The sequence below is a fragment of the Legionella sp. 27cVA30 genome (assembly GCF_024160945.1).
GTDB classification, from domain to species: Bacteria; Pseudomonadota; Gammaproteobacteria; order Legionellales; family Legionellaceae; genus Legionella_A; species Legionella_A septentrionalis.
Genome location: NZ_JAMYXK010000002.1, coordinates 976228 through 999808 on the forward strand (window position 1 = coordinate 976228; position 23581 = coordinate 999808).

The window sequence follows — 23581 nt, forward strand, 5'->3', positions numbered from 1 at the left end:
CAATTCTGTGTAACTGCCATTGGTTAAACAAAATCAATCAATCGCTCTTCAAACTCGATCATAAATCGGTTTAAAGCGGCCTTCCAATTTCTAATGGGCATAGTCCATTTTTTGGATGCATCCATTATAGCAAGATAAACGACTTTTTTAGCAGAGTCGTCAGAAGGAAAGAGCTTTCTTTTTTTGATAGCCTTTCGAATAACACTGTTCAATGACTCAATAGCATTTGTTGTATAAATAGCCTTTCGGATGTCCTCTGGATAATTAAACAAGGTATTGAGATTAGGCCAATGGCTACGCCACGAACGGCTTATTTGCGGATATTTGTTATCCCATCGCTCGGAAAACTGCTCTAGCGCCAGCAATGCCTCTTCCTCAGTTGCAGAGTTATAAATCAGCTTCAAATCCGCGGTTACAGCCTTGTAGTCTTTCCAAAGCACATATTTGATGGCGTTGCGTACCATATGGACAATACAAAGCTGGATTTTTGTTTCCGGAAATACGGTGTTAATGGCATCGGCAAAGCCTTTAAGGCCATCAATACAGTCTCTCCTTAAATAACCTGTAATTTCTTTCTGAAGAAGTTTTTTTACAACATCAATTTCTGATTTATCCATTCCTTATGTTATGGGTTTCCCGGTGGTTCTTAATAGCAATGATGATTACTAAGTGAGCGCCTACTTCAACGCGATACACAATTCGATATTCACATACGCGTAATCGCCGATGACCGTTGAGGCTGTAACGCAATGGTTTGCCAAAGCCAATAGGGTCAATCATTAGTTGTTCCACGACTGCACTTTTAATTACTTTTTTTGCTGCCATTGTCAAATTTGGTATATCTTCTTCAAGAACCGATTGCAAATAATGTATTTGATATAATTTATAGTCAGACATTTTTTGCTTTATGTGTAGGAGTGGAGCAATCTCTTTCCTTGGCAACAGATGATAAAAACAAGTCCTCTCGTCTATCCAATGCCTCCAGTACCAATTCTTTTGCCAAGCCAGAAACAGACTTATGCTCTTTCTTGGAAATTTCGGATAACAACTTAGCTGTTGTTTCTTCAAAAGTAATATTGATTCGTGGATTCTTCGTTGGCATAAAGTTTAATTTTGTTCTTGATTATGCGATCTAGTGTAACATATTTACATCACTCGTAAAGATTGTTTAGGGCGAATGGGCTTGAAATTTTTTGTATTTACCCAGCTAAGTTAATTGATAAGTACACTTATTTAGTGTACTATTAAATAAAAAAGTAGGTAGAATTGAAATTGATAAAGCCATGCGAAATTGAGTTAACTAGAGGGGCTCAAAAGGATATTAATAAAATTCCAACCTACATAAAGGAAAAGTTACTCTTGTGGATTGATTCGGTAGAGCGTTTAGGGATTAGTAAAGTGAGAACTGTCCCGGGCTATCATGATGAGCCATTGAAAGGAGATCGGATGGGTCAACGCTCCATTCGCTTAAATAAAGCTTATCGAGCTATTTATATAGAAAATGAGCAAAAAGAAATAATTGTTATTTCGATTATTGAGGTAAACAAACATGAATACTAATGCACGTGAATATTTAGAGAAATTAGTCGGTCGATTAACTTTAGGAAAGGCAATTCGCTCAATACGACAAGGTGAGGAAGAAAGTCAGATTGATTTTGCAAAAAAATTGGGCGTATCAAAGCAATACTTATGTGATTTAGAGCATGATAGAAAGGTGGTTAGTGCAAAAAAAGCTAAGGAGTTTGCAGATATTTTAGGTTATCCGGTTGAGCAATTCATAGCATTAGCCATCCAAGATTCTCTGGAACATGATGGAATTCATATGCTTGTTGAAGTAAAAGCGGCTTGAATGGGCAGATAAGAGGTAGATGACACAAGGATGGCTTATTAATAACCGGTTTCTTAACCTTCGAATTTTAAAGGGAGATAACTAGCAAGAAGACTATTAATACCCCATATTTAGAGTTAGTAAGACATCGAAAGGAAAATAAATGTCTGCTTTTAAAAAAGCTATTTCTCAACTGTGTCAAAGTGTTAGGAATATAGTGTAACCATCCCGTAAAATAGGTGTATTCCTGATTAGAGTTCTCCGTCGTAAACTATGTATGAGGAGAACATCGATGAAGAAATCGCGTTTTACAGAAACACAGATTGTTAAAATACTGAAAGAAGTTGAAGCAGGACGACTGATGAAGGAAGTTTGTCGTGAATACGGCATTTCTGATGCGACCTATCGATCATTTTCCCCGTGGCGACCTTTAGGAGATGGCAGTAACTTTTCTAATTTGTTCCACATTTTGTCATCAATAACAAATCTTGACATCCATTTGCTCCATTTTCACTATGGAGGCTTTTTATCAGATTTTTAATAGTTTGAAAAACTTTAAAAACACGCCCTAGCACAAGAATCAATTGGCAGGACCAAAACCTGCTCGGATGGCAGGTAATTTCCATACTGGTAGTGTTGCAATGAATTTTTATTCTGCCTATTTTTTTTCCAATTTGTGACCGTCTAGGTGACGCTCAATGCGTTCATTTACTTGATTTTCAATATGCTTTTCTTTTTCTGTTCTTCCGAATTTAATACGATTTTCAACGGCTTTCTTTTTTTTCTCTAAACGATTTCTAGCTTTTCGCTTTTTATTTAGATTAATTATGTCTGACATCTTTGTTTCCTCTAAAAATATTTTGTTTGGCTATTATATCGATAATATCAAGGGGTGGCGCTCAATATTCAAAGAATATAGTGATTTGAGATAGATGACGTACCTTATCTATCAGAAACAGGGTACAATGAGCTCATGGAGAAATCCTTGAATTTCCTAGGTTCTGTCGACATTTATCTTAACCAAAGGGCGGTTGCAGCAATATAAATGAACGATAAAAAAGATTGAGCAAGTTTATCATATCGTGTTGCCACTCTTCTAAAATGTTTGAGTTTATTAAACATGCGTTCGATAAGGTTGCGTTCTTTATAAATATCTTTGTCATACTCCCTGAGCACCTTTCGATCTCGTCATCAATGACCATCCGTGACATTCCCTCTCCCCAACCCTCTCCCGCGAAGGGCATCATCATACTATCAAAACTCCTATCGTGGGAGAGGGGGTAGATCGAAGTGAAATAGAAAAATTTGTGCTCAATTTAAGATGAAATCTTGGCTAAAAAACTTTAGGAACGTTGCCTAAAAGAATTGCCAAAAAAAGTACTTATACATTTGGCAGCAGGTGCACGAGAAAGGCGCTAAATACTTTAGGGTATCCGATTGGTCGGCGTAAAACTCAGAGCTTGATGAGAGAAGCAGGTTATAGTTGGATATAGGAAAAAATATAAGATAACGACCGGTAGCAAATATAAAAAACGGTCTTGCAGATGTTCCGAGCCGTGATTTTTTTTGCCCAGAGCGCCAGACCGTGCTTATGTATCTATAAATTACTTACCTGTCAACACAAGAGGGTTGGTTCTATCTGGCAGTAGTTATTGATTTATTTTCCAAGAAAAGCTGTTGGCTGGAATATGAATTCAAGGATGAAAGCTGATTTAGTTTGTGATGCCTTGAAAATGACTCTGTGGGCAACGTAAGCCAAAGCTTGGCTTAATTGTGCATTCAGATAGAGGCTCTCAATATACCAGCAATGAGTATCGTAAATTACTCAATGACTGAAAGTGTACTGGCAGCATGATCTCCAATCAATCTAAAAATTAAAAGCATGGTATAATTAAAATTTAAACACATGGTTGTCATAATGGTCAAATCATATATAGCTTGTAAAAAAGAATTAGAACAAGCTTGCCTAGACTATCTTCAGCATACACAGAAGCCGGTTAATAACTTTTTACGTAAACTTGGCGGAGAGAGTGACCCGTTAGGTCCAAAAAATCATTTTTATAACGTCGTTTTGAGTGCTAACTGGCTATTAAAAGGTAATTATGGAGTTGAATATGAAGATTATAAAGATCTTTGCATGCCTGCTACTGCTCTTCTTTTTTTCAGAAAATTACTTGAATACAAGCCTACCGAGGAAGACAAAGAAGATATTCACGTAATGAGTAAATTAAAATTATTCAGACAACAACGCTCTCAATATGAAGGTGCTTTAAAATACTTTGCTATAGAAGAATTGTATCAAAGTCTTCAAAAAACACCCCAGGACTCTCAGGCTCAAATCAACTCAACCGATACCCCCGAGGAAGAAGCAAAAAAGATGCTCAAAAATTTTAAAACAAAACTTCGCGAGCCGGGGATGGCTGATGTTTTAAAGAACAATCGACAATCGGAGGCAGAAAAATTCTTTAAAATTTTATCTGTAGTGGCAAGTATCTTCGGTGTCGGTTTGATAACGACACTGGGTCTAATGATCAATACACTTGTTCAAACTAAAGGTCGTAGTGCTAATTTTTTCACCTCTCACACCAAAGTCCTAAACTATACATTCAATAGAATTGTTGATGAGGAATCTAAAAAAGAAGAAAACAAAGAAATAGAAGAAGAAAAAAAGGACATTGGTTTTCAGCAATAGAGCATAATAAATTTTATTCGGGATTTAAGATAACGGAGTGCAATTTTTCATAGAAATCCTCAATCCAACGAATCAGTGGAGCAAGTTTCCTCTAATAAGGGTCGGCTGATGCACTTGAGGCACTGGCTTGCTTTTATTTATCTGCAAAAAGTTCTCTCAATCCGGATAGCAAAGCCATAAAGAATTCAAGATAATTTTAAACAACAACTGGCGCAAACTTACAAAGACCTAAGTACCCACCGAGCATTGTGGAAGCCTATTATTGCCAATATTCTTATAGCAGCTAAAGGCTCGGCCTTTTAGTTATTTTAGGCAAACTTTTAATCACAGGCAGTGCTTTCTTTGCCCAAACCAATCGTCAAAAATCGGAACAAACTTAAGTGATTTCAAAAAACTTAGGAACGTTACCTCTCACCCTGTTCTTTTATTTTTAGCAATTGTAAATTTTATCACGTGTGCTGGGTGATTCCGGGGGAATTAATGGTCTTTGTCGATTAAGACATTGTTTAAAGCTCTTATATCATTGTTCTTATATTTGACAGTTAGTCTATTGTTAATCAATACTCATAAAGATAACCTGGGAAAGGATCAGTCTATGGGCGGCCGGGATATATGGGCAATAATTGATGATGATAAGGCACGCAGTGAAAAGCTTAGCCTTTTACTTAATTTTGTCAAGCAGCCTTGCCGAGTGTTTGCCTATGATGAATGGCAAAAACCGTTGGCAAAAGAGGCTTTGGCACTGATAGTTGGTGGTACTACTCCTGAAAAAACACGTAAGTTTTTGGAGCAATTGGATGCTGCTCTTTACCATATTCCTGTTGTTTTGATCGATGTGAATTTATCGGAGCGGGAATGTCAAAAATTCAATGTGGTTAAAAGTTTGACTTTTCCATTTTGTTATCCTGAATTGCTGGAAGTGTTACGTTCTATGCCTAAAGATTCAGCATTGGCAGGTGATGCAAATAAAACTACTCCGTTATCGCGAAGCTTGGTGGGGAAAAGCGCTGCAATTCAGGAAATACGAAAGTTGATAGAGCTTGTAGCTAATACGGATGCCACTGTCCTAATATCGGGAGAGTCCGGAACAGGAAAAGAAGTCGTTGCCCGCAATATTCATGAATTATCGTTAAGAGCTCATAAACCCTTTGTTCCCATCAATTGCGGCGCCATTCCTGCCGAGTTGCTGGAAAGTGAATTGTTTGGTCATGAGAAAGGAGCATTCACTGGTGCGATTACTGCCCGGCAAGGGCGATTTGAATTGGCAAACGGTGGAACTATTTTTCTTGATGAAATCGGCGATATGCCGCTTGCGATGCAAGTTAAGCTCTTGCGGGTATTGCAAGAGCGTAGTTTTGAGCGTGTAGGGAGTAACAAAACCATTGCGGTGGATGTACGGGTGCTTGCTGCCACCCATAGGAATTTGGAGCAAGCGATCGCTGCGGGGAGTTTTCGTGAAGATCTATATTACCGGTTAAACGTTTTCCCAATCGAAATGCCAGCATTGCGCGAAAGAAAGGAAGACATCCCGTTGCTTTTTGAAGAATTGACTGCTCGCATGATTGCAAATGGCAAACCTGGCGTGCACTTGTTACCGGATGCGTTCGAAGCGTTACAAGGCTATGATTGGCCAGGTAATGTACGTGAGCTTGCCAATTTGGCAGAAAGATTGTCCATCCTTTTCCCCAATCAAACAGTTAATGAACATGATTTGCCCAAACGATTCCGAATATTGCCAGAAGAAGTTTCCCGGATAAAAAATGAACGAGAACATTTGCTCGATGTGATTGGTAAACAGGATGATGAGATGCAAGCAGGCATTGATTTAAAAAATTATCTCTTGGAAGAAGAGTTAACTCTTATTCGCCGCGCATTGGAAGAATCCGATTGGATAGTTGCCCGCGCGGCGAGTTATTTGCATATCCGTAGAACCACGCTGGTGGAAAAAATGCGTAAATATGGGCTTTCGCGCCCAGAACGCTCAACCACTTAATGGTTTTCGTCTTTGTTCACCTCATTCGGCAGAGGTTCGTTTACAGTTGGTTTTTTCTTGGGCGGAACTTCTGCTTTTGGTTTAAGTTCAGGTTCCACATGAACGCCAGGTACTGATTGTACGGGTTCCACGGCAGGTTTTGGAGGTACCGGGTCCACAGCGGGTTTCGGAGTTTTGGGTTCTGCTGCAGGAGTCGAGCTAATCGTTTCGCCCGGTGTGTGTTGAGCAGTTGGTTTTATAGCTTCTTCATCTTCACGCTTTTGTTTGTAATCGCTGATGATTTCATCAACGCTATTTTTTAAGTCTTTTACCAGCTTTGTCGCCATCGTGCCCAATTCTTTGAGGCTGGGCAACTTGGATTTGAAGTCTCCCATGTTCATGCTCCACAAATTTTTATTCCTATCTATAAGTATATACTTATATTGGAATTTTGCCGGAAAATTATTATTGGATTTACTAAAGAGTGAATCGTAATGCTCTTTCTCTTATGTTCAAACGTCAAATAGTAATTAATAAAACAGGGAAAAAAATAAAATTAGTGTTGATGAGGAGGGCGGCAATATTGAAATCGTTAAAACAGATAAGCTAAAAGATATCCATCTAAAAACCAGCAAGGATAACGATTCGCTTATTTGCATTGCAGGAAGTAATATTGCCGATAATTTTCTGGACAATTAATGATTGTAAAACCAGCACTTTCTAAGACTTTTTATTTTTCAAATATTGCCCATTTAAGGTGTTTTGCTTTCTCTTGCGAATTCTCTCCCTTCAGAAGGTTTGACGTTTGAATTCATTGGTGTTGTCGGGAAGAAAAATTGCATGGGAGAGTTTAAAAAGCTCAGCGTGGGCGATGCGTTTCGGCTTTGTGTTAAATGATTTTCTGCTAAAACTTCTGCAAAAATCTGACCGACTTCCGGGGTTCTTAAGAAGTGCTCTTGCTCTTCTGATTGACTACTGCTTGCCATTGTGGATGTCGGAGTTTGTCCTTCGCTAAAGCTTGCTACCTTCTGTTTCTCTTTCATGGCTTTCTCGTAAGCGTGCAGGTAGCCTTTTGCAAAGGAAGGTCCTCTTCTAAATGTTAAAAGTTTCACCATAGGTAGTTTGGGTTTGTTTTCATTGGCATGCAACTCCCCTAAGCTAGCCCCTTTTTTTTCAATTAATTTTTCTCTTTTATCAGCATATCTTTTGTAAGCATTAATATAAGTCTCTTTATAAAGAGGATGTGCATTTACAAATTCCGGGCTGTTGTCCTCAGGGCAGGGAAGTTTTTGCTGGATGCGTTCTTTTGCGGCATATGCTGCTGCGTTTTTTATACTCTCTTTGCTCCAAAGTTGCTCATCTTTCTTAACAGCAGCTTTTAATTGCTCTTCATATCCAGAAGCTTCATTTAATTCAGTGCGATTACGTTTTTCTGCGACACGAGGCTGCAATGGTTGGTTATTTGATGAGGTTGTGGAGATTTCGGCAGTGATTGTGGGGGCAAGCGGAGTTGAGGCTGCATAATTAGACTGCGATTGCGGTAGGGAAAAATATTGTTGGGTTAATGGATAGGAAAAGTGTGGCGTATTAAATGGCCCTAAAATATCCTCAACACTTAAAGATGGGGTGGGTGGGATTAGAAATAAAGTTGACGCCAGAAATCCTTCAGAGAAATAAGCCTTTAGCGGATTTGAGTTTTGCTCTTGGGGAGAATGAATTCTTTGCCGTTTGCTCTGCTGATACATGGTGATTGCTCACAGATAATGGTGTTCGATTATAGGTCATAAAATACAAATTTACAACGGTTAGTTTTTTGTTTACCCGGAAGAGAACTAATTAGTTGGCCATTTTAATGCAATATGTTTTTTAATGAGTCAGATAATTTCAGCTTCGTCGCCTAGAAGATTTCATACCGGCATAGGTGGTCTCACCTAATCGATGTTCATTATTTAATTTCTCTATTCTTTGCATTAAAAACTATTATATTGGCATGATGTTTCGACAGTATTTCGGTGCGTGATGCGAATAATGGTAATATTTCTCAGTTGTTTTTACGGTCTTATAGAACATGCTCCTTATTTTCTTCATCCAGGGAAAATGTTGCTTCAAAACAGAGCCACTCAGGTTTAATAAAACTTGCACGAATGCGATTTTTTTTTATTGTTTGCCTGATGATTCTTTTCAAAGCGAAATTGCAACGCATAACGGGGCTAGGCTAGCATTCTGAATAGAGTGAATTTAAAGCAGCACTGCTTAATTATGCCAGCCCGTATTGCGTGACCAACCATCATGCCCATGGATGCAGCAATTTCATGGCTGGTTTTAAAAGTTTGCTCATTAAGTTTTGCTTCCCATGCACAGTAATTTTAAAGCAATTGTATGCGGCTTTTTTCTCGCTCAAATATTCATCGCTGGTTTGCAATGAGTCGACTAAGCGCAAATCATACGCATCGCTTGCCAGCCAATGCTCACCTGTGGCCACTTTATCAATATCTAATTCTTGTCGGTTCTCCAAAACATATTGCCGGAAGGATTGATGAATTTTTTCCAAATCTTCCTGAAATTTTTTCCGGCCTTTCTCTGTATTTTCCCCAAAAAGAGTGAGGGTGCGCTTATATTCTCCTGCAGTTAATAATTCAACATCAATATCGTTTTTCTTAAGCCAGCGATGAAAGTTGGGAAGTTGAGCGACCACGCCAATGGAGCCAATAATGGCAAATGGGGCGGCCACAATGTGGTTGGCGACGCAAGCCATTAAGTAACCACCGCTGGCAGCCATTTTATCAATGCATACCGTTAAAGGAATTTTTTTATCCCTTATACGTTGTAACTGTGAGGCAGCAAGCCCATAGCCGTTAACTGCACCCCCCGGGCTTTCTAAGCGGATGACGACCTCATCTTCTGGTTGTGCAACTTCAAGTATTGCCGTAATTTCTTCACGCAGTTGTTCAACCTGAGAGGCTTTTATATCACCCGTAAAATCCAGTACGTATAAAGAAGACTTTGGCTCTTTGCTCTTTTTCTCTTTAGGGAGTTTTTTACCCAGAATTTCTTTATGCATTCTTTGCTGCATGGATTCCCACTGTTTATTTAGGGAGATAATTTCCAGCTTGGGTTTTGGTTTTCGGCCTAAGGCAACTATGCCTGCGACTAACAACAGAAAAGCAATAACCAAGGTAAATGTTTTGAGAGCAAATAGACCATATTGGGCAAGAAAATCCATTGTTTACCTATCAAAAATAAAAAAACCAATTATTACCGGCATCGTTTGCAATCGCAAGCCAGATCTTGCAGGAAGTGTTATTTGGATATAGGCTCCCTTTTTTTAAGTGAAAGAATTAACATGCTTGAAGTTAGCGCGCTTGATTTTGATTATCAAGACAAGCCATTACTGCGTAATATTCAGTTTGCTCTATCACCAGGGCGTCTTTTGCATCTACGCGGTGCCAATGGAGCCGGCAAAACAACTTTACTCCGCTTACTCGCAGGACTATTATCCCAAGCGCATGGCGAAATCCGCTATCAAGGAGTTTCTATCCATGATGATTTACCTTCTTATCAGCAAAATATTTGTTATGTAGGACATAAGCCCGGTATTAGTCTGCTACTTACCGCGCGCGAAAATTACCACTTTGGTTTGCATGACTCGTTAAAGAATGTTTCATTTCAAAAATTAATTGCTCGCTTATCCTTGGAAGGGTGTGAAGATACTCCCTGCGGTTTGTTGTCTGCGGGCCAGCGCCGGCGGGTGGCGTTAATGCGTTTGTTTACAACAAAGGCTTCCTTGTGGTTATTGGATGAACCTTTAGTCGCTTTGGACGCTGATGGAATAACCATCCTAATGGATTGTATAAAAGAGCATCTTAAGCGCGATGGCCAGATTGTATTGACTTCTCATCAAAATCTCCCTTTGCCTGAAAACATATATGAGGAGTATTGCTTGTGATGAGTCTGGCTACTCTTTTTAAAACACTCCTGCTGCGTGAAGCGTATTTACACTTGCGTCAATTGCGCCTGATCATTAATTCGTTTCTTTTTTTCTGCATGGTTATGGTTTTTTTCCCCCTGACCATTCCCCCCGATCCAGCTTACCTTCGTATTATTGCACCCGGTATAGTCTGGATTGGTTTACTATTGGCAGCGTTGCTGTCGGCAGAGCGTTTGTTTCAACAAGATTTTGAAGATGGAGTCATTGAACAATGGTTGATATCCGGTTATCCCGTCAGTTTGTTTGTTAGCGCAAAAATTCTCCTGCATTGGCTGCTGGTTATGCTGCCATTAATAGTTTTTAGTCCTGTCCTTGCCATTTTATTTTCCCTCAATGCGTATGAAACAGCAGTTCTGGTTATAAGCTTAATTTGCGGATCGCCCGCCATCATGTTTCTTTGTGCACTGGCAGCCATATTCAGTACGGGTTTAAAACAAAAAGGCGTGCTGATGGCTCTTGTTCTACTCCCTTTAACCATACCGGTCATGATTTTTGGCAGTGGCACTCTGAACGCAGCCATGCAGGGATTGCCAGTAGCAGGATTTTTTGCTCTTTTATTAGCCCTGTCGCTTATTGCTGCCGGATTTTTACCTTTTGCTATTGCAGCAGTTATGCGCATTACTTTGGTGGATTGATGGTCTTTTCGGTTTTATTCATGCTATTGGGTTAACAAGCCCTTGGAAGACATGGTAAAATCTGAATCTTTTTCTGATTTAATTATTTCCTATGTGGAAACTATTGTATCAACTGGCTTCGCCTAAAACGTTTTATCAATTGTCCGGAGTCTGGTTGCGGTGGCTTGGGATTGGTGCATTTTTTATTTTAATTGCAGGCTTGCTCTGGGGATTGTTCTTTGCCCCTGCGGATTATCAGCAAGGGGATGCTTTTCGCATCATTTACATACACGTCCCCAGTGCATTTTTATCGATGGCTATTTATGCCTGGATGGGATTTTTGGCTCTGTTGTTACTCGTCTGGCAAATTAAGATGGCAGGTTTAATGTTAGGGGTGGCTGCCCAACTAGGTGCCTGCATGACCTTTCTTGCTTTAGTCACCGGTAGCATTTGGGGCAAACCTATGTGGGGCACTTGGTGGGTTTGGGATGCGCGCCTCACCTCAGAATTAATTTTATTATTCCTCTACGGTGCCATTATCGCCACGGGACATGCTTATCAAAATAAAGAGCAGGGCGATAAAATAATGGCTATTCTCACTTTGGTGGGGGTGGTTGATTTGCCGATCATTCATTATTCTGTGTATTGGTGGAATACCTTGCATCAGGGGGCAACACTAAGTTTATTATCCAAACCCAAAATTCATGTCAGCATGCTGTATCCTTTGTTGTTAACCCTACTTGGGCTTTCTCTTTATTGTGCGTTGATGATTTTATCCAAGGCCCGTAGCGAGCTTTTATTACGTGAAAAACGGCAAAGCTGGGTGAAAAATCTGCTCAATGAGGGTAAATTATGAATCAATTTTTGCAGTGGTTTGGCATGGGCGGATATGGTTTGTATGTGTGGCCGGCTTATGGGCTTTTAGGAGGCATTTTACTCATGAACTGGGTAAATATTAAATGGCAGCGCAAGCGTACACGGAAAGTTTTACAGCAATGGTATAAGAAGCAGTGACTATGAAACCTGTTCGTAAGCGTAAAATGCTATTGATTGTGCTAATCGTCTCGGTTTTAACATTGGCCACCTTATTGGTTGCTTTTTCGTTAAGCCAAAACATCAGTTTGTTTTATACGCCTGCACAAGTGGCTGCCGGAGAAGCGCCGCATGACAAGCCCATACGCGTCGGCGGTATGGTAGTACAGGGCAGTATCGTGCGCAGCAACAAAGATGACTTAAGCGTGCAATTTCAAATTACCGATTATAAACATACTTTGACTGTGGTTTATCGCGGTATTCTCCCGGATTTATTCCGTGAAGGGCAGGGTATAGTAGCCCATGGTTCACTTGCTGCTGATAATCAATTCCAAGCCAGGGAAGTCTTGGCAAAACACGATGAAAATTATATGCCTCCCGAAGTGAAGGAAGCATTGGCACAAACTTCCAAGGAGGGTAGTGTCCCATGATTGCCGAAGTTGGCTTATTTTCCCTTATTCTTGCCTTATTATTTGCGGTTTTGCTTGCGGTCATACCGGCAATAGGCGTATGGCGTAACTCGGTGCCACTGCAAACGGTAGCATCCCGCTATGCTTTGGCGCAATTCTTATTCATCGCTTTAGCTTACATTTGCCTTACCGTATGTTTTCTGAAAGATGATTTTACCGTGGCTTATGTATTAGCTAATTCCAGTCTGTCGCTGCCCTGGTTTTATAAATTTTGTGCAGTCTGGGGAGGGCATGAAGGCTCGATGTTGTTATGGGTGGGCATTTTAAGTTTTTGGATGCTTGCCGTTGCATTCCTCAGTTCATCTCTAGACCATGCCATGCGCGCCCGGGTATTGGTCATCCTGGGGTTTTTGAGCATTGGTTTTATTCTGTTTTTATTAATGACTTCCAATCCGTTTGCCCGCCAATTTCAAGTTTTAAACAGTCAAGGCCGTGATTTAAACCCCTTGTTGCAAGACCCGGGTTTTTTATTTCATCCCCCTATGTTGTATATGGGGTATGTTGGTTTTTCTGTAGCATTTGCCTTCGCCATCGCTGCATTGTGGGCCGGGCGTATCGAGATGCCGTGGACAAAGTGGACGCGCCCCTGGACTCTGGCTGCCTGGTGTTGCCTCACGGCAGGCATTACTTTAGGGAGCTGGTGGGCTTATCGCGAATTGGGCTGGGGTGGCTGGTGGTTTTGGGATCCAGTTGAAAATGCCTCGTTTATGCCATGGCTGGTAGGCACTGCTTTATTGCACTCTCTGGCCGTAAGTGAGCAGCGCCAGCAGTATAAAGCCTGGACACTACTGCTGGCTATTGCAGCGTTTTCATTGAGTCTTGTCGGTACTTTCCTGGTACGTTCCGGTGTCCTGACTTCGGTGCATGCTTTTGCGGTGGATCCAGAGCGAGGGATTTACATTTTATTATTCTTGCTCATGGTCATTGGCGGTTCGCTGTTATTGTTTGCTTGCAGGGCTCAAACATTGCAAGGTGATGTAAGACCAGAAGTCGTATCACGAGAAAATGCTTTGTTATTAGGGAATGTCATCCTGGTGGTGACCATGCTGACCGTTTTAATGGGGACGGTCTACCCTTTATTAATCGATGGTCTGGGGTTAGGCAAATTGTCAGTAGGCGCTCCTTATTTTAACGCCGTATTCGTGCCATTAATGATTCCCCTGGTTCTCTTGATGGGATTTGGAATGCACCTTAAATGGCAGCAAGACAATGCCAAAAGGATTGTTTGGGCTTTGCGCTGGGTAGGTGCAACTTGCATCGGTTTAGCTTTGTTTTGCATCTGGTTTTTTCATACTGATGCAAATGGCGCTGTATTTTTGGGTTTAGTACTCGCTTTTTGGGTCATATTAAGTACGTTTAAGCTGGTTTATACGCGTTGCAAACAACGCGGCTTGCGAAACATAGGTCAATCTTTTGTAGGGATGGTACTTGCGCATTGCGGTGTGGCTTTTACGATTCTTGGCATAGCGATTTCTTCAGGCTTTGGTATACAAAAAGATGTAAAAATGGCACCGGGAACCCATACATCTTTAGCAGGTTATCAAGTGGAATTTGTACGCGAAACTGCTTTGCAAGGGCCTAATTACCATGGTACGCAAGCTCATTTTAAAATAAGCAAGGGACAGCAGACTTCTACCATTTATCCTGAAAAACGTTTGTATGATGTAGGAAAAATGGCAATGACGGAATCGGCGATCGATGTCACGCCATTTCGTGATATTTACATCGCTTTAGGTGAGCCGCTTAGTGATAACTCCTGGTCTGTGCGGTTATATTACAAGCCTTTTGTGCGCTGGATTTGGGGTGGTGGATTTTTTGTGTTATTTGGAGGCATGCTGGCATTGGCTGATCGTCGCTATTATTCTGCCCGGCAAAAAACAATCCTCGCAACAGCAAAGGAGGCAAGAGTATGAAAACCATCTACTGGCGACTGATCCCCTTGTTGTTATTTCTATTGATGACGTATTTTTTTTGGCGGGGTTTATTCTTGAACCCGCAAGCGCTGCCTTCTGTGCAAATTGGCAAAACATTACCTCCTTTTCAGCTGTCAAGGCTTGATAAGGAAGGAGAGCACTTTAATTCCAAAAATCTGCAGGGCAAAGTTGCTTTACTGAACGTGTGGGCAAGTTGGTGTGCTGCCTGTGCCGATGAGCAAGTCTTTTTACTGCAGTTAGCACATGAGGGCATACCCATCTATGGGTTAAATTATAAAGATAATAAGGAACATGCAGCGCAATGGCTAACCGAATGGGGTAATCCCTATAAGCAAATAGGCAATGACACAACCGGCAAGGTCGGCATGGATCTGGGAGTATACGGCACACCGGAAACGTTTTTAATTGATAAAAAAGGGATCATTCGCTATCGTTACGCTGGCATATTGGATGCTGAAATCTGGCAGCGCGAATTTCTCCCACGTATTGCCGAGTTAGAGCGAGCGTCTTCATGATGTACAGAATGGGTATTGCAATCTGTTTGTTTTTCCTGTTAACGGCCAGTTTTGCAGAAACATTGTATCCTTTTGAGAATCGAAAGCAGGAAGCTCAGTTCCAGCATTTATTACGCGAATTAAGATGTTTGGTATGCCAAAACCAAGATTTAGCGGATTCAAACGCAGAGCTGGCAAAGGATTTGCGCAATGAAGTATATCATTTGGTTACGACCGGAAAGAGCGATATTGAAATTACCAATTATTTAACGGCTCGCTACGGTGATTTTATTTTGTTTAACCCACCAATAAAGACGCTCACCTGGATGCTTTGGTTTGGCCCTGTTTTATTTATGGTATTGGGTTTATGGGTTTTTTGGCTTACTTGTTTAAAGCGGCGGCGTAATGAGTGAATGGGCATCCATTTTTAGTTTAAGTATTTTATTAATCACGGCATTAGGGATAGCATTATATCCACTGCGTCCCTATAAAAAACTCAAGACAATGCTTGTCCCCGTACTGAGCGTTGCGGCAGTTTTTGCTTATTATCACTGGGGATCTTGGTTTGAATTGCAGGATTATAAGCAGCAAATAATAAAGCAACAGCAAGCGCAAGCTTTGCTGAGCAAGATACGTAGCCCGCAAGAATTAATTGCCAAACTCAAGGCAAAACTGGATGAAAATCCTAGCGGTGCTCGCGGTTGGTATTTGTTGGGTCGATTGTATGCAAGTCAGGGGCAGTGGAAGGATGCCCGCGAAAGCTTTGCCCAAGCATTCGCCCTTGAGCCTAATGATGAGCAAATTACGGTTAATTACGCGCAAAGTTTGTGGCAGGAAAATCAACGCCACTTCAATGAACCTATTCGTGGGCTTGTCAACCGTCTTTTGCAAATCAATCCCAATCAACCCGATGCATTGGCCATGCTTGCCATGAATGCATTCATGAGCCATGATTACCCTTTAGCAATTCGTTATTGGAGGCAATTGCTAACCGTTGTGCCGCCTGACTCGGACGATGCAAAAGCCATAAAACAAGCTATTGCCAAGGCGGAGCAAGCTGCGCAGGCAACCTAGTTTTTCATAAGCCAAGTTGCAAACAGGGAGAGTAAACATCATGGTTGATAAAGTGTATCAAGTAGTCGAATTGGTTGGGACTTCGCAGGAAAGCATTGAAGATGCCATCAATAATGCAGTAGCAGAAGCGGCAAAATCACATGGGAAGCTGGATTGGTATGAAGTGCTCGAAACCCGTGGTTTTATCGACGGGAGCAGAAGTAAATATTATCAAGTCCACTTAAAAATTGGTTGTCACGCGCATTAGTAAAGATAAGGTCAGAATATTAAGGTCTGTTGACCATTCATTTCCCGCCTACGTGCCGCGGCTCATCGCGGCATTCAGCAGTTGCGCAAATTAAAGCTACCATCTAATTCATTGCTTAATGAGAGCAGAGTCATAATGGAAAATATGTTTTACAATGCCAAGATCTTGTTTATTCAATCAATTCTTCCGCCTCTCTGAGCGCTTCCAAAAATGGTTGTCCGTATAAATTTAACTTATACTGGCCAACGCCAGGAACAGTTAGAAATTCTTTCAAATTCTTGGGTTTGATTTTTACCATTTCCTGTAAAGTGGAATCGCTGAAAATCATGAATGGTGGTTTATCTTCTGCTTCAGCCAATTTTCGCCGCAAGGCGCGTAAAATTTCGAATAAAGGACTTTTTTCGGCAGCAGACAAACGTTCTTTTTTTCTGGATAATTTTTCCTGTAATTCAAATGCTTGTATGGGGAGTCTTATGGTTTCTTCATTCCGTAAAACGGGAATGGCTTTGGCAGTTAACCGCAATACATTGTAATGTTCAACATCTTGTTTACAATAATTGCGGTGGATCAATTGCCAGACGAGATATCTCCAGTATGCGACCGGTTTATCTTTGCCAATAGCAAAAGTCGATAATTGCTCATGGCCAGCATCTTTTATTTTTTCAGAATTGCTGCCACGCAACACATCGATGACATAAGTGATGCCGTAATTTTGTTTCAAACGGTAAATGCAGGATAATATTTTTTGTACCTCCACCGTCACGTCAGCCGTTTGCGGCGGGTGATCGCAGACATCACAATAGCTACAGGTGTCTTCACACTCTTCATCAAAATAGTGAAGTAAAATTTGCCGGCGGCAATGTTGAGCCTCGGCAAAGGCCAGCATGTGATTTAATTTGTTATTCTCAATACGACGCTGTGTCTCTTGAGGCTGCGTTGCGATTAAGCCGCGTAATCGTGCACTATCGGCCGGATCGTAAAGCAATAAAGCTTGTGCTGGTAAACCATCTCGCCCGGCGCGTCCTGTTTCCTGATAATAACTTTCAATGTTTTTTGGTAAATCATAATGCACAACGAAACGCACGTTTGATTTATCAATTCCCATACCAAACGCGATGGTTGCGACGACGATGTCGATGCGATCGTAACGAAAGAGGGTTTGTACTTCCCGTCGCTCTTCGTAGGAAAGGCCTGCGTGGTATCCACGAGCCTTACAACCATATTCCTGTAGCTTACTCGCCACCCGCTCGACAGCAGCGCGTGTGCCGCAATAGATAATTCCTGATTGCTGCTCTTGGGTTTCTAGGAATTGCATCAGTTGTTTGACAGGATTTGCTTTAATGAGCACCCGATAATAAATATTGGGGCGATTAAAAGAGGCAATATATGATTTAGGCTGATAGCGTAATTTATAAATAATATCCAGCTGAGTTTGTTTATCGGCAGTGGCCGTTAATGCAATGATGGGTACGTGTGGAAATTGCTCTTTCAACATGCCAAGCGCTGCGTATTCTGGCCGGAAATCGTGTCCCCATTGCGATATACAATGCGCTTCGTCGACAGCAAATAAAGCAAGTTTACAGTCTTGCAACCGCAGAAGAAATGAGCTGCTCAATAAACGTTCAGGCGCAATATAAAGAAGGTCAAGATCCTCATTGTGTAATTGTGCCAAAACCGAGCGTGCTTCGCTGCTTGATAAAGAAGAATTATAATAGGCGGCTTTGATTCCTTGTGATCGCAATGCAGCCACTTGATCTTCCATAAGGGCAATGAGGGGCGATACAACAATGCCCACGCCAGCACGGAGTATGGAAGGTATTTGATAACATAACGATTTACCCCCGCCAGTAGGCATGAGCACTAAAACATCTTTACCAGTTACAACATCATCTATAATGTTTTCCTGTGGGGGGCGAAACGCAGTAAAGCCGTAGTGATGTTTTAAAATTTCAATCGCCGTGGTTGGTTTTTGCTCAAAAATTTCCATGTGCCTTTCTTTTTTTTCTTTCACGGGCGCTAAAAATTGGCAATAATACCATCTAATTAAAGATTATCCAGAATTCATAAAATTATTTAGCATCTTTAAGCAGATGAAAAATTTTGGAGGGACGATGCAATTTCAATTAAAGGAAGAACACTATGCTTTCCGTGATATAGCAGCGGAATTTGCCCGTAATAAATTATTGCCCAATGCAGATGATTGGGATGAGCAAAGTTATTTTCCTATTGAAATTTTTCGTGAGGCGGCTCAACTTGGTATGGCAGGGATCGTTGCTCAAGAAGATATAGGCGGCTCTCAATTGACCCGTTTAGATGCTGCGTTAATTTTTGAGCAGCTGGCAACAGGATGCGTAAGCACCAGTGCTTACCTGAGTATTCATAATATGGTCACTTCATTAATTGACCGTTATGCGGACAAGAGTTTGCGTGCCGAATGGGGGCCGCGCCTGACTTCCATGGAGGCATTTGCAAGTTATTGCCTGACTGAGCCTGAATCCGGTTCAGATGCTGCTTCCCTAAGAACTTATGCTGCAATTGATGGAGATGATTACATCATTAACGGTGCCAAGGCTTTCATTTCCGGGGGAAGCGTGAGTGATGTGTATTTATGCATGGTTCGTACTGGCGATGAGTCACCTCGGGGGATTACTTGTTTGCTGGTAGAAAAAGACAGGCCCGGTTTAAGCTTTGGGAAGCTTGAAAAGAAAATGGGCTGGCGCAATCAGCCTACATCCATGGTTTATTTTGAAAATTGCCGTGTTCCTGTTTCCAATCGGGTAGGTGATGAAGGGATGGGATTTAAAATTGCCTTAAATGCTTTAAATGGTGGACGCGTCAATATAGCCGCTTGCTCCATTGGCGGTGCAACCGCCTGTCTGCGTCTTACGCAAGCTTATCTAAATGAACGCAAACAATTCGGCAAAGTACTAGGTAAAATTCAAGCCCTGCGTTTTTATTTTGCCGATATGCTGACTGATTTCGAAGCGGCTCGCCTGATGGTTTACAGGGCGGCGCAATCTTTGGATATTAATGATCCCAATGCTCCCATGTATTGCGCAATGGCCAAGCGCCTAGCGACTGATGCTGCCTTTCAAATCAGCGACAAAGCGATGCAAATGCATGGAGGTTACGGGTATTTGCGCGATTATCAAATTGAACGCATTTTTCGTGATCTGAGAGTCCATCAAATTTTGGAGGGCACGAATGAAATTATGCGCGAGATTGTAGCCAAGGCTACTTTGGATGAAGAATTTTTTATTGATTAACATGGATTAAGGAGTTGGCAATGACGCTGGTAAACTTGATTGAACAAGAATTAGATAACGATGGCATTTTAACTCTTACGTTAAATCGGCCGGATAAGTTAAATGCATTAAGCACTGAAGTTTTAATGAAGCTTGGTGAGGCATTTTCTTCTGCTAAAGCTAATCCCATGGTAAAGGCATTATTGCTTACTGGCAAAGGAAAAGCGTTTTGTGCTGGCGCGGATATCGCGCGTCTTGCGGAATGCGATGCGCAAAGTGGTTACGAATTCGCCTGTTTTGGCCAGGATGTATTTCGCCAACTGGAAACGCTAGGCAAGCCTTCGTTGGCTGCTGTCAATGGCTATGCTTTCGGGGGCGGATGCGAGCTGGCCATGGCTGCCACGCTTAGAACTGCAGCTGCCACCGCCCAATTTGGACAACCGGAAGTGAAGTTGGGCGTTATTCCCGGGTATGGCGGTACACAGCGGCTGGGGCGTTTGGTTGGTAAAGGGCGGGCTCTTGATCTTTGCCTGACTGGAAGATTTATTGATGCTGAGACGGCTTTGCAGTGGGGATTAGTCAATGCAGTGGTTCCTGCAGAAACATTACTCGAAGAAAGCAGGCGTATGCTGAAAACTATTTTAACCATGGCGCCCTTGGCCATTAGCAGTGTGCTTGAAGTGATTGATAAGGGTTATGACATGGCACTTCCGGACGCATTGCATCTTGAGGCAGTGCATTTTGCCAAAGTTTGTGCCAGTAAAGATAAGGTAGAAGGAGTCGCGGCTTTTTTAGAGAAGCGCCCCGCACAATTTAAAGGGATTTAACATGAGTGACGAAATTATTTTTACGCGTGAAAAGCATTTAGGGCTCATTACCTTAAACAGGCCGGCTGCGTTAAATGCCCTAACTCTACCCATGATTTTGGCAATGCAAGAGCAATTGCAAGCGTGGGAGGAAGATAAAAATATTGCTGCTGTAGCAATTCGCGCCAGTGAAGGCAAAGCATTCTGCGCCGGTGGTGATGTTCGCTGGCTATATGAGACAGGGAAGAGGCGAGATCCGCAACAAATGCAGTTTTTCTGGCATGAATATCGTCTCAATCATTTTATTCACCATTTTAAAAAACCTTATATTGCGCTGCTGGATGGCGTTACCATGGGTGGCGGCGTGGGGATTTCTTTGCACGGTTCTCATCCCGTTGCTACTGAACGCTTTATTTTTGCCATGCCTGAAACCACCATTGGTTTTTTCCCAGACGTAGGTGCCAGCTATTTGCTGGCACGCTGCCCTGGGCAGCTGGGTATTTATTTGGGTCTTACTGGTAACCGCTTGCAGGCTCTTGATGCCTATGCTTTGGGCTTGATTAGATATAGTGTTTCTTCTGCACAAATTGGCAATATCCTAGATGAACTGATAGCTGCTGATTTATCTTATGATGCATCCTGCAAGGTAAATTCATGTTTGCAGAAATATGCAGTTTCCAAGCCTGACGTATCCATTAAGCCATTGGAATCTTTCGTAAACAGCGTATTCCAATATGAAACGGTAGAACACATTTTCACGGCACTTGCTAAGCAGGAAGATGAGTGGTACGTAGATACATTGAATGTATTGCAACAAAAAGCACCACTTAGTTTGAAGGTTACTTTAACGCAAATCCGGCAAGCCAAACGGTTGGATTTGGCCGCGTGTTTGCAGGTTGATTATGCATTAGTGCATCATTTTATGAGAGATCATGATTTTTATGAGGGAGTGCGTGCCTTGTTAGTTGACAAGGATAAGTCGCCCCGCTGGAATCCTGCGACACTTTCAGATGTTTCCGAGTTAAAAGTGCAGCAATATTTCGAAGGCACGGATAATTTATTCTTTATTGAACCCTGATTTTAGGGTTCGATAAGACCCACATAGGCACCGCTCGGATCGATAATGACCGCTACTAAGCCAAGTTCGTCAATATACACGGGTTCAATTACGACGGCAGCCCCAAGTGCTTTAGCTTTCTCAAGCGTTACATTGAGACTCTCGGTAACAATAAAGCTCAGCCAATTTGGAGGGATAGTACTCATTTGGCGTGGCAGAATTTTTAGCATGCCTGCAACCTTTTTGCCATCAAGTTCGAAAATTGTATAATCGATGTTGTTTACTTTAACGACGCGTCGTTCCCAATTAAACAATTGCATGTAAAAATCGGCTGCCGCTTCTGTATCCACAGTCAGGAGCCGGTTCCATCCCATTTCTCCCTCGCGCTTCATCATATTATTTCTCCAACTAAATCCTTGTATTATGTTTAATATAGGTCAATATGATATAATTAGAAAATTATTTAATTAGTTTAGAATCCACATTATTCGTAATGCTTTTATTTAATTTTCACGGCTTAAAATTTCATAATTAGGTTTTTCATGTCTGAGTCATTCCAGGATTTTAATAAACGACGTACATTTGCCATTATTTCGCACCCTGATGCAGGGAAAACAACTGTGACCGAAAAGTTGCTGCTTTTTGGCGGAGCTATTCAATTGGCAGGGACGGTAAAAGGGCGGAAAGCTTCGCGCCATGCTACATCCGACTGGATGGAAATGGAAAAGGAACGTGGTATTTCAATCACAACTTCGGTGATGCAATTTATTCATAATGGTCATGTAATGAATTTGTTGGATACTCCGGGACATGAAGACTTTTCCGAAGATACTTACCGCACGTTGACAGCGGTTGACTCGGCGCTCATGGTTATCGACGTAGCCAAAGGCGTTGAAGATAGAACAGTGAAATTAATGGAAGTTTGCCGTTTACGCGACACGCCAATTATGACGTTCATCAACAAACTCGACCGTGAAGGGCGCGAACCAATTGAGTTGCTCGATGAAGTTGAAACGGTTCTTGGTATTCAATGTGCGCCTGTGACCTGGCCTGTGGGAATGGGTAAGCGTTTCAAGGGTATCTATCATTTGTACCGGGATGCCGTGTATTTATATCAACCAGGGAAAAATACGCAGAAACAAGATGCCTTGCAAATTAAAGGCTTGGATAACCCGCAACTCGATGAACTTTTAGGGGCTGGGGCCCAAGAGTTGCGCGATGAGATTGAATTGGTAAAAGGCGCTTCCCATGAATTCAACCTGGGCGATTATTTGGCGGGAAAACTGACGCCAGTTTACTTCGGCTCAGCCATCAATAATTTTGGTATCAAGGAATTGCTGGACGATTTTGCACAATTTGCCCCGGGTCCGATGCCGCGTGCTTCCCAAGAGCGAGAGGTTCGCCCTGAAGAGCCAGCTTTCTCAGGCTTTGTATTTAAAATCCAGGCGAATATGGATCCGAAACATCGCGATCGCATTGCATTTTTACGCATTTGCTCTGGAGCATATAAAAAAGGTATGAAATTAAATCACCTTCGCCTCGGCAAAGAAGTACAAATTGCTAATGCATTAACTTTTATGGCTGGTGACCGCGCTCATGCCGAGGTGGCCTTAGCAGGTGATATTATTGGATTACATAACCACGGTACAATTCGCATTGGTGATACATTTACGCAGGGTGAATCTTTAAAATTTACGGGGATCCCTAATTTTGCGCCGGAATTATTTCGCCTGGTGCGCCTGATTGATCCATTAAAAAGCAAAGCATTGCTGAAAGGTTTGATTGAATTATCAGAAGAGGGTGCCACACAGGTATTTAGGCCCCTAAACAGCAACCAATTGATTCTTGGCGCAGTGGGTGTTTTGCAATTTGATGTAGTGGCGCATCGTTTAAAATACGAATATAAAGTAGATTGCGTCTATGAATCAGTGAATATTTCCTGCGCTCGCTGGGTGTATTCTGATGACGACAAGGCAATGGCGGAGTTGCGTACGAAGGCATATGACAATTTGGCACTCGATGGCAGTGATACGCTGACTTATTTGGCGCCCACCCGGGTTAATTTATCCATGGCACAGGAACGCTATCCAAAAATTCAATTTTCGGCTACGCGTGAACACTAATCATC

26 protein-coding genes and 4 pseudogenes are annotated in these 23581 nt (G+C 41.9%); 20 read left to right on the forward strand and 10 right to left on the reverse strand.

What is annotated here, in order from left to right:
- Positions 1 to 23: 23 nt before the first annotated feature.
- The 3 genes and pseudogenes from NKV53_RS09945 to NKV53_RS09955 all read right to left on the reverse strand — a co-directional run.
- A pseudogene (locus tag NKV53_RS09945) lies at positions 24 to 545 on the reverse strand (transposase); the annotation flags it as partial.
- Between the two features lie 64 nt (positions 546 to 609).
- Positions 610 to 897, reverse strand: coding sequence for a type II toxin-antitoxin system RelE/ParE family toxin (locus NKV53_RS09950; protein ID WP_127057544.1), 288 nt, complete (start codon positions 895 to 897; stop codon positions 610 to 612).
- Entirely contained in the window at positions 890 to 1102 is a 213-nt protein-coding gene (locus NKV53_RS09955) for a hypothetical protein (RefSeq protein ID WP_126954201.1), read from the reverse strand. The genes NKV53_RS09950 and NKV53_RS09955 overlap by 8 nt, the downstream gene beginning before the upstream one ends.
- A 164-nt stretch (positions 1103 to 1266) precedes the next feature.
- Between NKV53_RS09955 and NKV53_RS09960 the strand changes: the two genes are divergently transcribed.
- The 3 genes and pseudogenes from NKV53_RS09960 to NKV53_RS09970 form a co-directional block, all read left to right on the forward strand.
- Positions 1267 to 1560, forward strand: a complete 294-nt coding sequence (locus NKV53_RS09960; protein ID WP_233581877.1) for a type II toxin-antitoxin system mRNA interferase toxin, RelE/StbE family — start codon at positions 1267 to 1269, stop codon at positions 1558 to 1560.
- The gene (locus NKV53_RS09965; RefSeq protein ID WP_126954202.1) at positions 1550 to 1849 is read left to right on the forward strand and encodes a helix-turn-helix domain-containing protein; all 300 of its coding nucleotides are present in this window, start codon (positions 1550 to 1552) and stop codon (positions 1847 to 1849) included. The genes NKV53_RS09960 and NKV53_RS09965 overlap by 11 nt, the downstream gene beginning before the upstream one ends.
- 271 nt (positions 1850 to 2120) lie before the next feature.
- A pseudogene (locus tag NKV53_RS09970) lies at positions 2121 to 2235 on the forward strand (transposase); the annotation flags it as partial.
- Positions 2236 to 2486: 251 nt separating this feature from the next.
- Here the strand turns inward: NKV53_RS09970 and NKV53_RS09975 are convergent.
- Positions 2487 to 2666: a DUF4169 family protein gene (locus tag NKV53_RS09975; RefSeq protein ID WP_126954448.1), complete on the reverse strand. Its 180-nt coding sequence runs from the start codon at positions 2664 to 2666 to the stop codon at positions 2487 to 2489.
- A gap of 173 nt (positions 2667 to 2839) precedes the next feature.
- Positions 2840 to 3016, reverse strand: a pseudogene (locus tag NKV53_RS09980) (transposase); the annotation flags it as partial.
- Between the two features lie 170 nt (positions 3017 to 3186).
- Here NKV53_RS09980 and NKV53_RS11940 point away from each other — a divergent pair.
- From NKV53_RS11940 to NKV53_RS09995, 3 genes and pseudogenes are all read left to right on the forward strand, one after another.
- Positions 3187 to 3655: pseudogene (locus NKV53_RS11940) on the forward strand (DDE-type integrase/transposase/recombinase); the annotation flags it as partial.
- 79 nt (positions 3656 to 3734) lie between these two features.
- Positions 3735 to 4520, forward strand: coding sequence for a hypothetical protein (locus tag NKV53_RS09990; protein ID WP_148110523.1), 786 nt, complete (start codon positions 3735 to 3737; stop codon positions 4518 to 4520).
- Positions 4521 to 5115: 595 nt separating this feature from the next.
- Positions 5116 to 6513, forward strand: a complete 1398-nt coding sequence (locus tag NKV53_RS09995; RefSeq protein ID WP_253351052.1) for a sigma-54 dependent transcriptional regulator — start codon at positions 5116 to 5118, stop codon at positions 6511 to 6513.
- Here NKV53_RS09995 and NKV53_RS10000 read toward each other — a convergent pair.
- From NKV53_RS10000 to sohB, 3 genes are all read right to left on the reverse strand, one after another.
- A complete protein-coding gene (locus NKV53_RS10000; RefSeq protein WP_127033121.1) occupies positions 6510 to 6887 on the reverse strand; it encodes a hypothetical protein in 378 nt (125 codons plus the stop codon). The genes NKV53_RS09995 and NKV53_RS10000 overlap by 4 nt on opposite strands.
- 357 nt (positions 6888 to 7244) lie before the next feature.
- Positions 7245 to 8237: a hypothetical protein gene (locus NKV53_RS10005; RefSeq protein WP_126954769.1), complete on the reverse strand. Its 993-nt coding sequence runs from the start codon at positions 8235 to 8237 to the stop codon at positions 7245 to 7247.
- A 542-nt stretch (positions 8238 to 8779) separates the two neighbouring features.
- Entirely contained in the window at positions 8780 to 9715 is a 936-nt protein-coding gene (sohB, locus tag NKV53_RS10010) for a protease SohB (protein WP_127033123.1), read from the reverse strand.
- Positions 9716 to 9835: 120 nt separating this feature from the next.
- On the opposite strand from sohB, the gene ccmA reads away from it, so the two are divergent.
- The 10 genes from ccmA (at position 9836) to NKV53_RS10060 (ending at position 16345) form a co-directional block, all read left to right on the forward strand.
- Complete coding sequence (ccmA, locus tag NKV53_RS10015) at positions 9836 to 10438, forward strand: cytochrome c biogenesis heme-transporting ATPase CcmA (RefSeq protein WP_253351054.1); 603 nt, start codon at positions 9836 to 9838, stop codon at positions 10436 to 10438.
- Complete coding sequence (gene ccmB / locus NKV53_RS10020; RefSeq protein ID WP_126954777.1) at positions 10438 to 11115, forward strand: heme exporter protein CcmB; 678 nt, start codon at positions 10438 to 10440, stop codon at positions 11113 to 11115. Before ccmA ends, ccmB begins: the two co-directional genes overlap by 1 nt.
- A 91-nt stretch (positions 11116 to 11206) precedes the next feature.
- Positions 11207 to 11950 carry a heme ABC transporter permease CcmC gene (gene ccmC / locus NKV53_RS10025; protein ID WP_126954766.1) on the forward strand — a complete coding sequence of 248 codons (744 nt, stop codon included), beginning with the start codon at positions 11207 to 11209 and terminating at the stop codon, positions 11948 to 11950.
- Positions 11947 to 12108 carry a heme exporter protein CcmD gene (ccmD, locus tag NKV53_RS10030; RefSeq protein ID WP_253351056.1) on the forward strand — a complete coding sequence of 54 codons (162 nt, stop codon included), beginning with the start codon at positions 11947 to 11949 and terminating at the stop codon, positions 12106 to 12108. Before ccmC ends, ccmD begins: the two co-directional genes overlap by 4 nt.
- A 2-nt stretch (positions 12109 to 12110) precedes the next feature.
- On the forward strand, positions 12111 to 12557 hold the full coding sequence (gene ccmE, locus NKV53_RS10035; RefSeq protein WP_126954764.1) for a cytochrome c maturation protein CcmE: 447 nt from the start codon (positions 12111 to 12113) through the stop codon (positions 12555 to 12557).
- Entirely contained in the window at positions 12554 to 14509 is a 1956-nt protein-coding gene (locus NKV53_RS10040; protein WP_126954763.1) for a heme lyase CcmF/NrfE family subunit, read from the forward strand. The genes ccmE and NKV53_RS10040 overlap by 4 nt, the downstream gene beginning before the upstream one ends.
- A complete protein-coding gene (locus NKV53_RS10045) occupies positions 14506 to 15045 on the forward strand; it encodes a DsbE family thiol:disulfide interchange protein (protein ID WP_126954762.1) in 540 nt (179 codons plus the stop codon). Before NKV53_RS10040 ends, NKV53_RS10045 begins: the two co-directional genes overlap by 4 nt.
- Complete coding sequence (locus NKV53_RS10050; protein WP_126954776.1) at positions 15045 to 15437, forward strand: cytochrome c-type biogenesis protein; 393 nt, start codon at positions 15045 to 15047, stop codon at positions 15435 to 15437. The genes NKV53_RS10045 and NKV53_RS10050 overlap by 1 nt, the downstream gene beginning before the upstream one ends.
- Positions 15430 to 16098 carry a tetratricopeptide repeat protein gene (locus NKV53_RS10055; RefSeq protein WP_126954761.1) on the forward strand — a complete coding sequence of 223 codons (669 nt, stop codon included), beginning with the start codon at positions 15430 to 15432 and terminating at the stop codon, positions 16096 to 16098. Before NKV53_RS10050 ends, NKV53_RS10055 begins: the two co-directional genes overlap by 8 nt.
- 40 nt (positions 16099 to 16138) lie before the next feature.
- On the forward strand, positions 16139 to 16345 hold the full coding sequence (locus NKV53_RS10060) for a dodecin (RefSeq protein ID WP_126954760.1): 207 nt from the start codon (positions 16139 to 16141) through the stop codon (positions 16343 to 16345).
- A 169-nt stretch (positions 16346 to 16514) separates the two neighbouring features.
- Here NKV53_RS10060 and recQ read toward each other — a convergent pair whose 3' ends face one another.
- A complete protein-coding gene (recQ, locus tag NKV53_RS10065; RefSeq protein WP_126954759.1) occupies positions 16515 to 18332 on the reverse strand; it encodes a DNA helicase RecQ in 1818 nt (605 codons plus the stop codon).
- A 124-nt stretch (positions 18333 to 18456) separates the two neighbouring features.
- On the opposite strand from recQ, the gene NKV53_RS10070 reads away from it, so the two are divergent.
- From NKV53_RS10070 to NKV53_RS10080, 3 genes are read left to right on the forward strand one after another with little or no spacing between them, the layout of a single operon-like run.
- Positions 18457 to 19611 (forward strand): acyl-CoA dehydrogenase family protein, encoded by a 1155-nt coding sequence (locus NKV53_RS10070; protein ID WP_127033127.1) that lies wholly within the window; start codon positions 18457 to 18459, stop codon positions 19609 to 19611.
- A 20-nt stretch (positions 19612 to 19631) separates the two neighbouring features.
- The gene (locus NKV53_RS10075; RefSeq protein WP_126954757.1) at positions 19632 to 20417 is read left to right on the forward strand and encodes an enoyl-CoA hydratase/isomerase family protein; all 786 of its coding nucleotides are present in this window, start codon (positions 19632 to 19634) and stop codon (positions 20415 to 20417) included.
- Position 20418: 1 nt separating this feature from the next.
- Entirely contained in the window at positions 20419 to 21474 is a 1056-nt protein-coding gene (locus tag NKV53_RS10080) for an enoyl-CoA hydratase/isomerase family protein (RefSeq protein WP_126954756.1), read from the forward strand.
- 2 nt (positions 21475 to 21476) lie between these two features.
- Here NKV53_RS10080 and NKV53_RS10085 read toward each other — a convergent pair whose 3' ends face one another.
- Positions 21477 to 21848 carry a VOC family protein gene (locus NKV53_RS10085; RefSeq protein WP_126954755.1) on the reverse strand — a complete coding sequence of 124 codons (372 nt, stop codon included), beginning with the start codon at positions 21846 to 21848 and terminating at the stop codon, positions 21477 to 21479.
- Positions 21849 to 21995: 147 nt separating this feature from the next.
- On the opposite strand from NKV53_RS10085, the gene NKV53_RS10090 reads away from it, so the two are divergent.
- Entirely contained in the window at positions 21996 to 23576 is a 1581-nt protein-coding gene (locus tag NKV53_RS10090; protein WP_126954754.1) for a peptide chain release factor 3, read from the forward strand.
- The last annotated feature ends 5 nt before the right edge of the window (positions 23577 to 23581 follow it).

Excerpts from the sequence above, each read along its gene's own strand:
- NKV53_RS09950 (WP_127057544.1), bottom strand. The coding sequence starts at position 897 with ATGTCTGACTATAAATTATATCAAATACATTATTTGCAATCGGTTCTT.
- NKV53_RS09955 (WP_126954201.1), bottom strand. The coding sequence starts at position 1,102 with ATGCCAACGAAGAATCCACGAATCAATATTACTTTTGAAGAAACAACA.
- NKV53_RS09965 (WP_126954202.1), top strand. The coding sequence starts at position 1,550 with ATGAATACTAATGCACGTGAATATTTAGAGAAATTAGTCGGTCGATTA.
- NKV53_RS09975 (WP_126954448.1), bottom strand. The coding sequence starts at position 2,666 with ATGTCAGACATAATTAATCTAAATAAAAAGCGAAAAGCTAGAAATCGT.
- NKV53_RS09990 (WP_148110523.1), top strand. The coding sequence starts at position 3,735 with ATGGTTGTCATAATGGTCAAATCATATATAGCTTGTAAAAAAGAATTA.
- NKV53_RS09995 (WP_253351052.1), top strand. The coding sequence starts at position 5,116 with ATGGGCGGCCGGGATATATGGGCAATAATTGATGATGATAAGGCACGC.
- NKV53_RS10000 (WP_127033121.1), bottom strand. The coding sequence starts at position 6,887 with ATGGGAGACTTCAAATCCAAGTTGCCCAGCCTCAAAGAATTGGGCACG.
- NKV53_RS10005 (WP_126954769.1), bottom strand. The coding sequence starts at position 8,237 with ATGTATCAGCAGAGCAAACGGCAAAGAATTCATTCTCCCCAAGAGCAA.
- sohB (WP_127033123.1), bottom strand. The coding sequence starts at position 9,715 with ATGGATTTTCTTGCCCAATATGGTCTATTTGCTCTCAAAACATTTACC.
- ccmA (WP_253351054.1), top strand. The coding sequence starts at position 9,836 with ATGCTTGAAGTTAGCGCGCTTGATTTTGATTATCAAGACAAGCCATTA.
- ccmB (WP_126954777.1), top strand. The coding sequence starts at position 10,438 with ATGAGTCTGGCTACTCTTTTTAAAACACTCCTGCTGCGTGAAGCGTAT.
- ccmC (WP_126954766.1), top strand. The coding sequence starts at position 11,207 with ATGTGGAAACTATTGTATCAACTGGCTTCGCCTAAAACGTTTTATCAA.
- ccmD (WP_253351056.1), top strand. The coding sequence starts at position 11,947 with ATGAATCAATTTTTGCAGTGGTTTGGCATGGGCGGATATGGTTTGTAT.
- ccmE (WP_126954764.1), top strand. The coding sequence starts at position 12,111 with ATGAAACCTGTTCGTAAGCGTAAAATGCTATTGATTGTGCTAATCGTC.
- NKV53_RS10040 (WP_126954763.1), top strand. The coding sequence starts at position 12,554 with ATGATTGCCGAAGTTGGCTTATTTTCCCTTATTCTTGCCTTATTATTT.
- NKV53_RS10045 (WP_126954762.1), top strand. The coding sequence starts at position 14,506 with ATGAAAACCATCTACTGGCGACTGATCCCCTTGTTGTTATTTCTATTG.
- NKV53_RS10050 (WP_126954776.1), top strand. The coding sequence starts at position 15,045 with ATGTACAGAATGGGTATTGCAATCTGTTTGTTTTTCCTGTTAACGGCC.
- NKV53_RS10055 (WP_126954761.1), top strand. The coding sequence starts at position 15,430 with ATGAGTGAATGGGCATCCATTTTTAGTTTAAGTATTTTATTAATCACG.
- NKV53_RS10060 (WP_126954760.1), top strand. The coding sequence starts at position 16,139 with ATGGTTGATAAAGTGTATCAAGTAGTCGAATTGGTTGGGACTTCGCAG.
- recQ (WP_126954759.1), bottom strand. The coding sequence starts at position 18,332 with ATGGAAATTTTTGAGCAAAAACCAACCACGGCGATTGAAATTTTAAAA.
- NKV53_RS10070 (WP_127033127.1), top strand. The coding sequence starts at position 18,457 with ATGCAATTTCAATTAAAGGAAGAACACTATGCTTTCCGTGATATAGCA.
- NKV53_RS10075 (WP_126954757.1), top strand. The coding sequence starts at position 19,632 with ATGACGCTGGTAAACTTGATTGAACAAGAATTAGATAACGATGGCATT.
- NKV53_RS10080 (WP_126954756.1), top strand. The coding sequence starts at position 20,419 with ATGAGTGACGAAATTATTTTTACGCGTGAAAAGCATTTAGGGCTCATT.
- NKV53_RS10085 (WP_126954755.1), bottom strand. The coding sequence starts at position 21,848 with ATGATGAAGCGCGAGGGAGAAATGGGATGGAACCGGCTCCTGACTGTG.
- NKV53_RS10090 (WP_126954754.1), top strand. The coding sequence starts at position 21,996 with ATGTCTGAGTCATTCCAGGATTTTAATAAACGACGTACATTTGCCATT.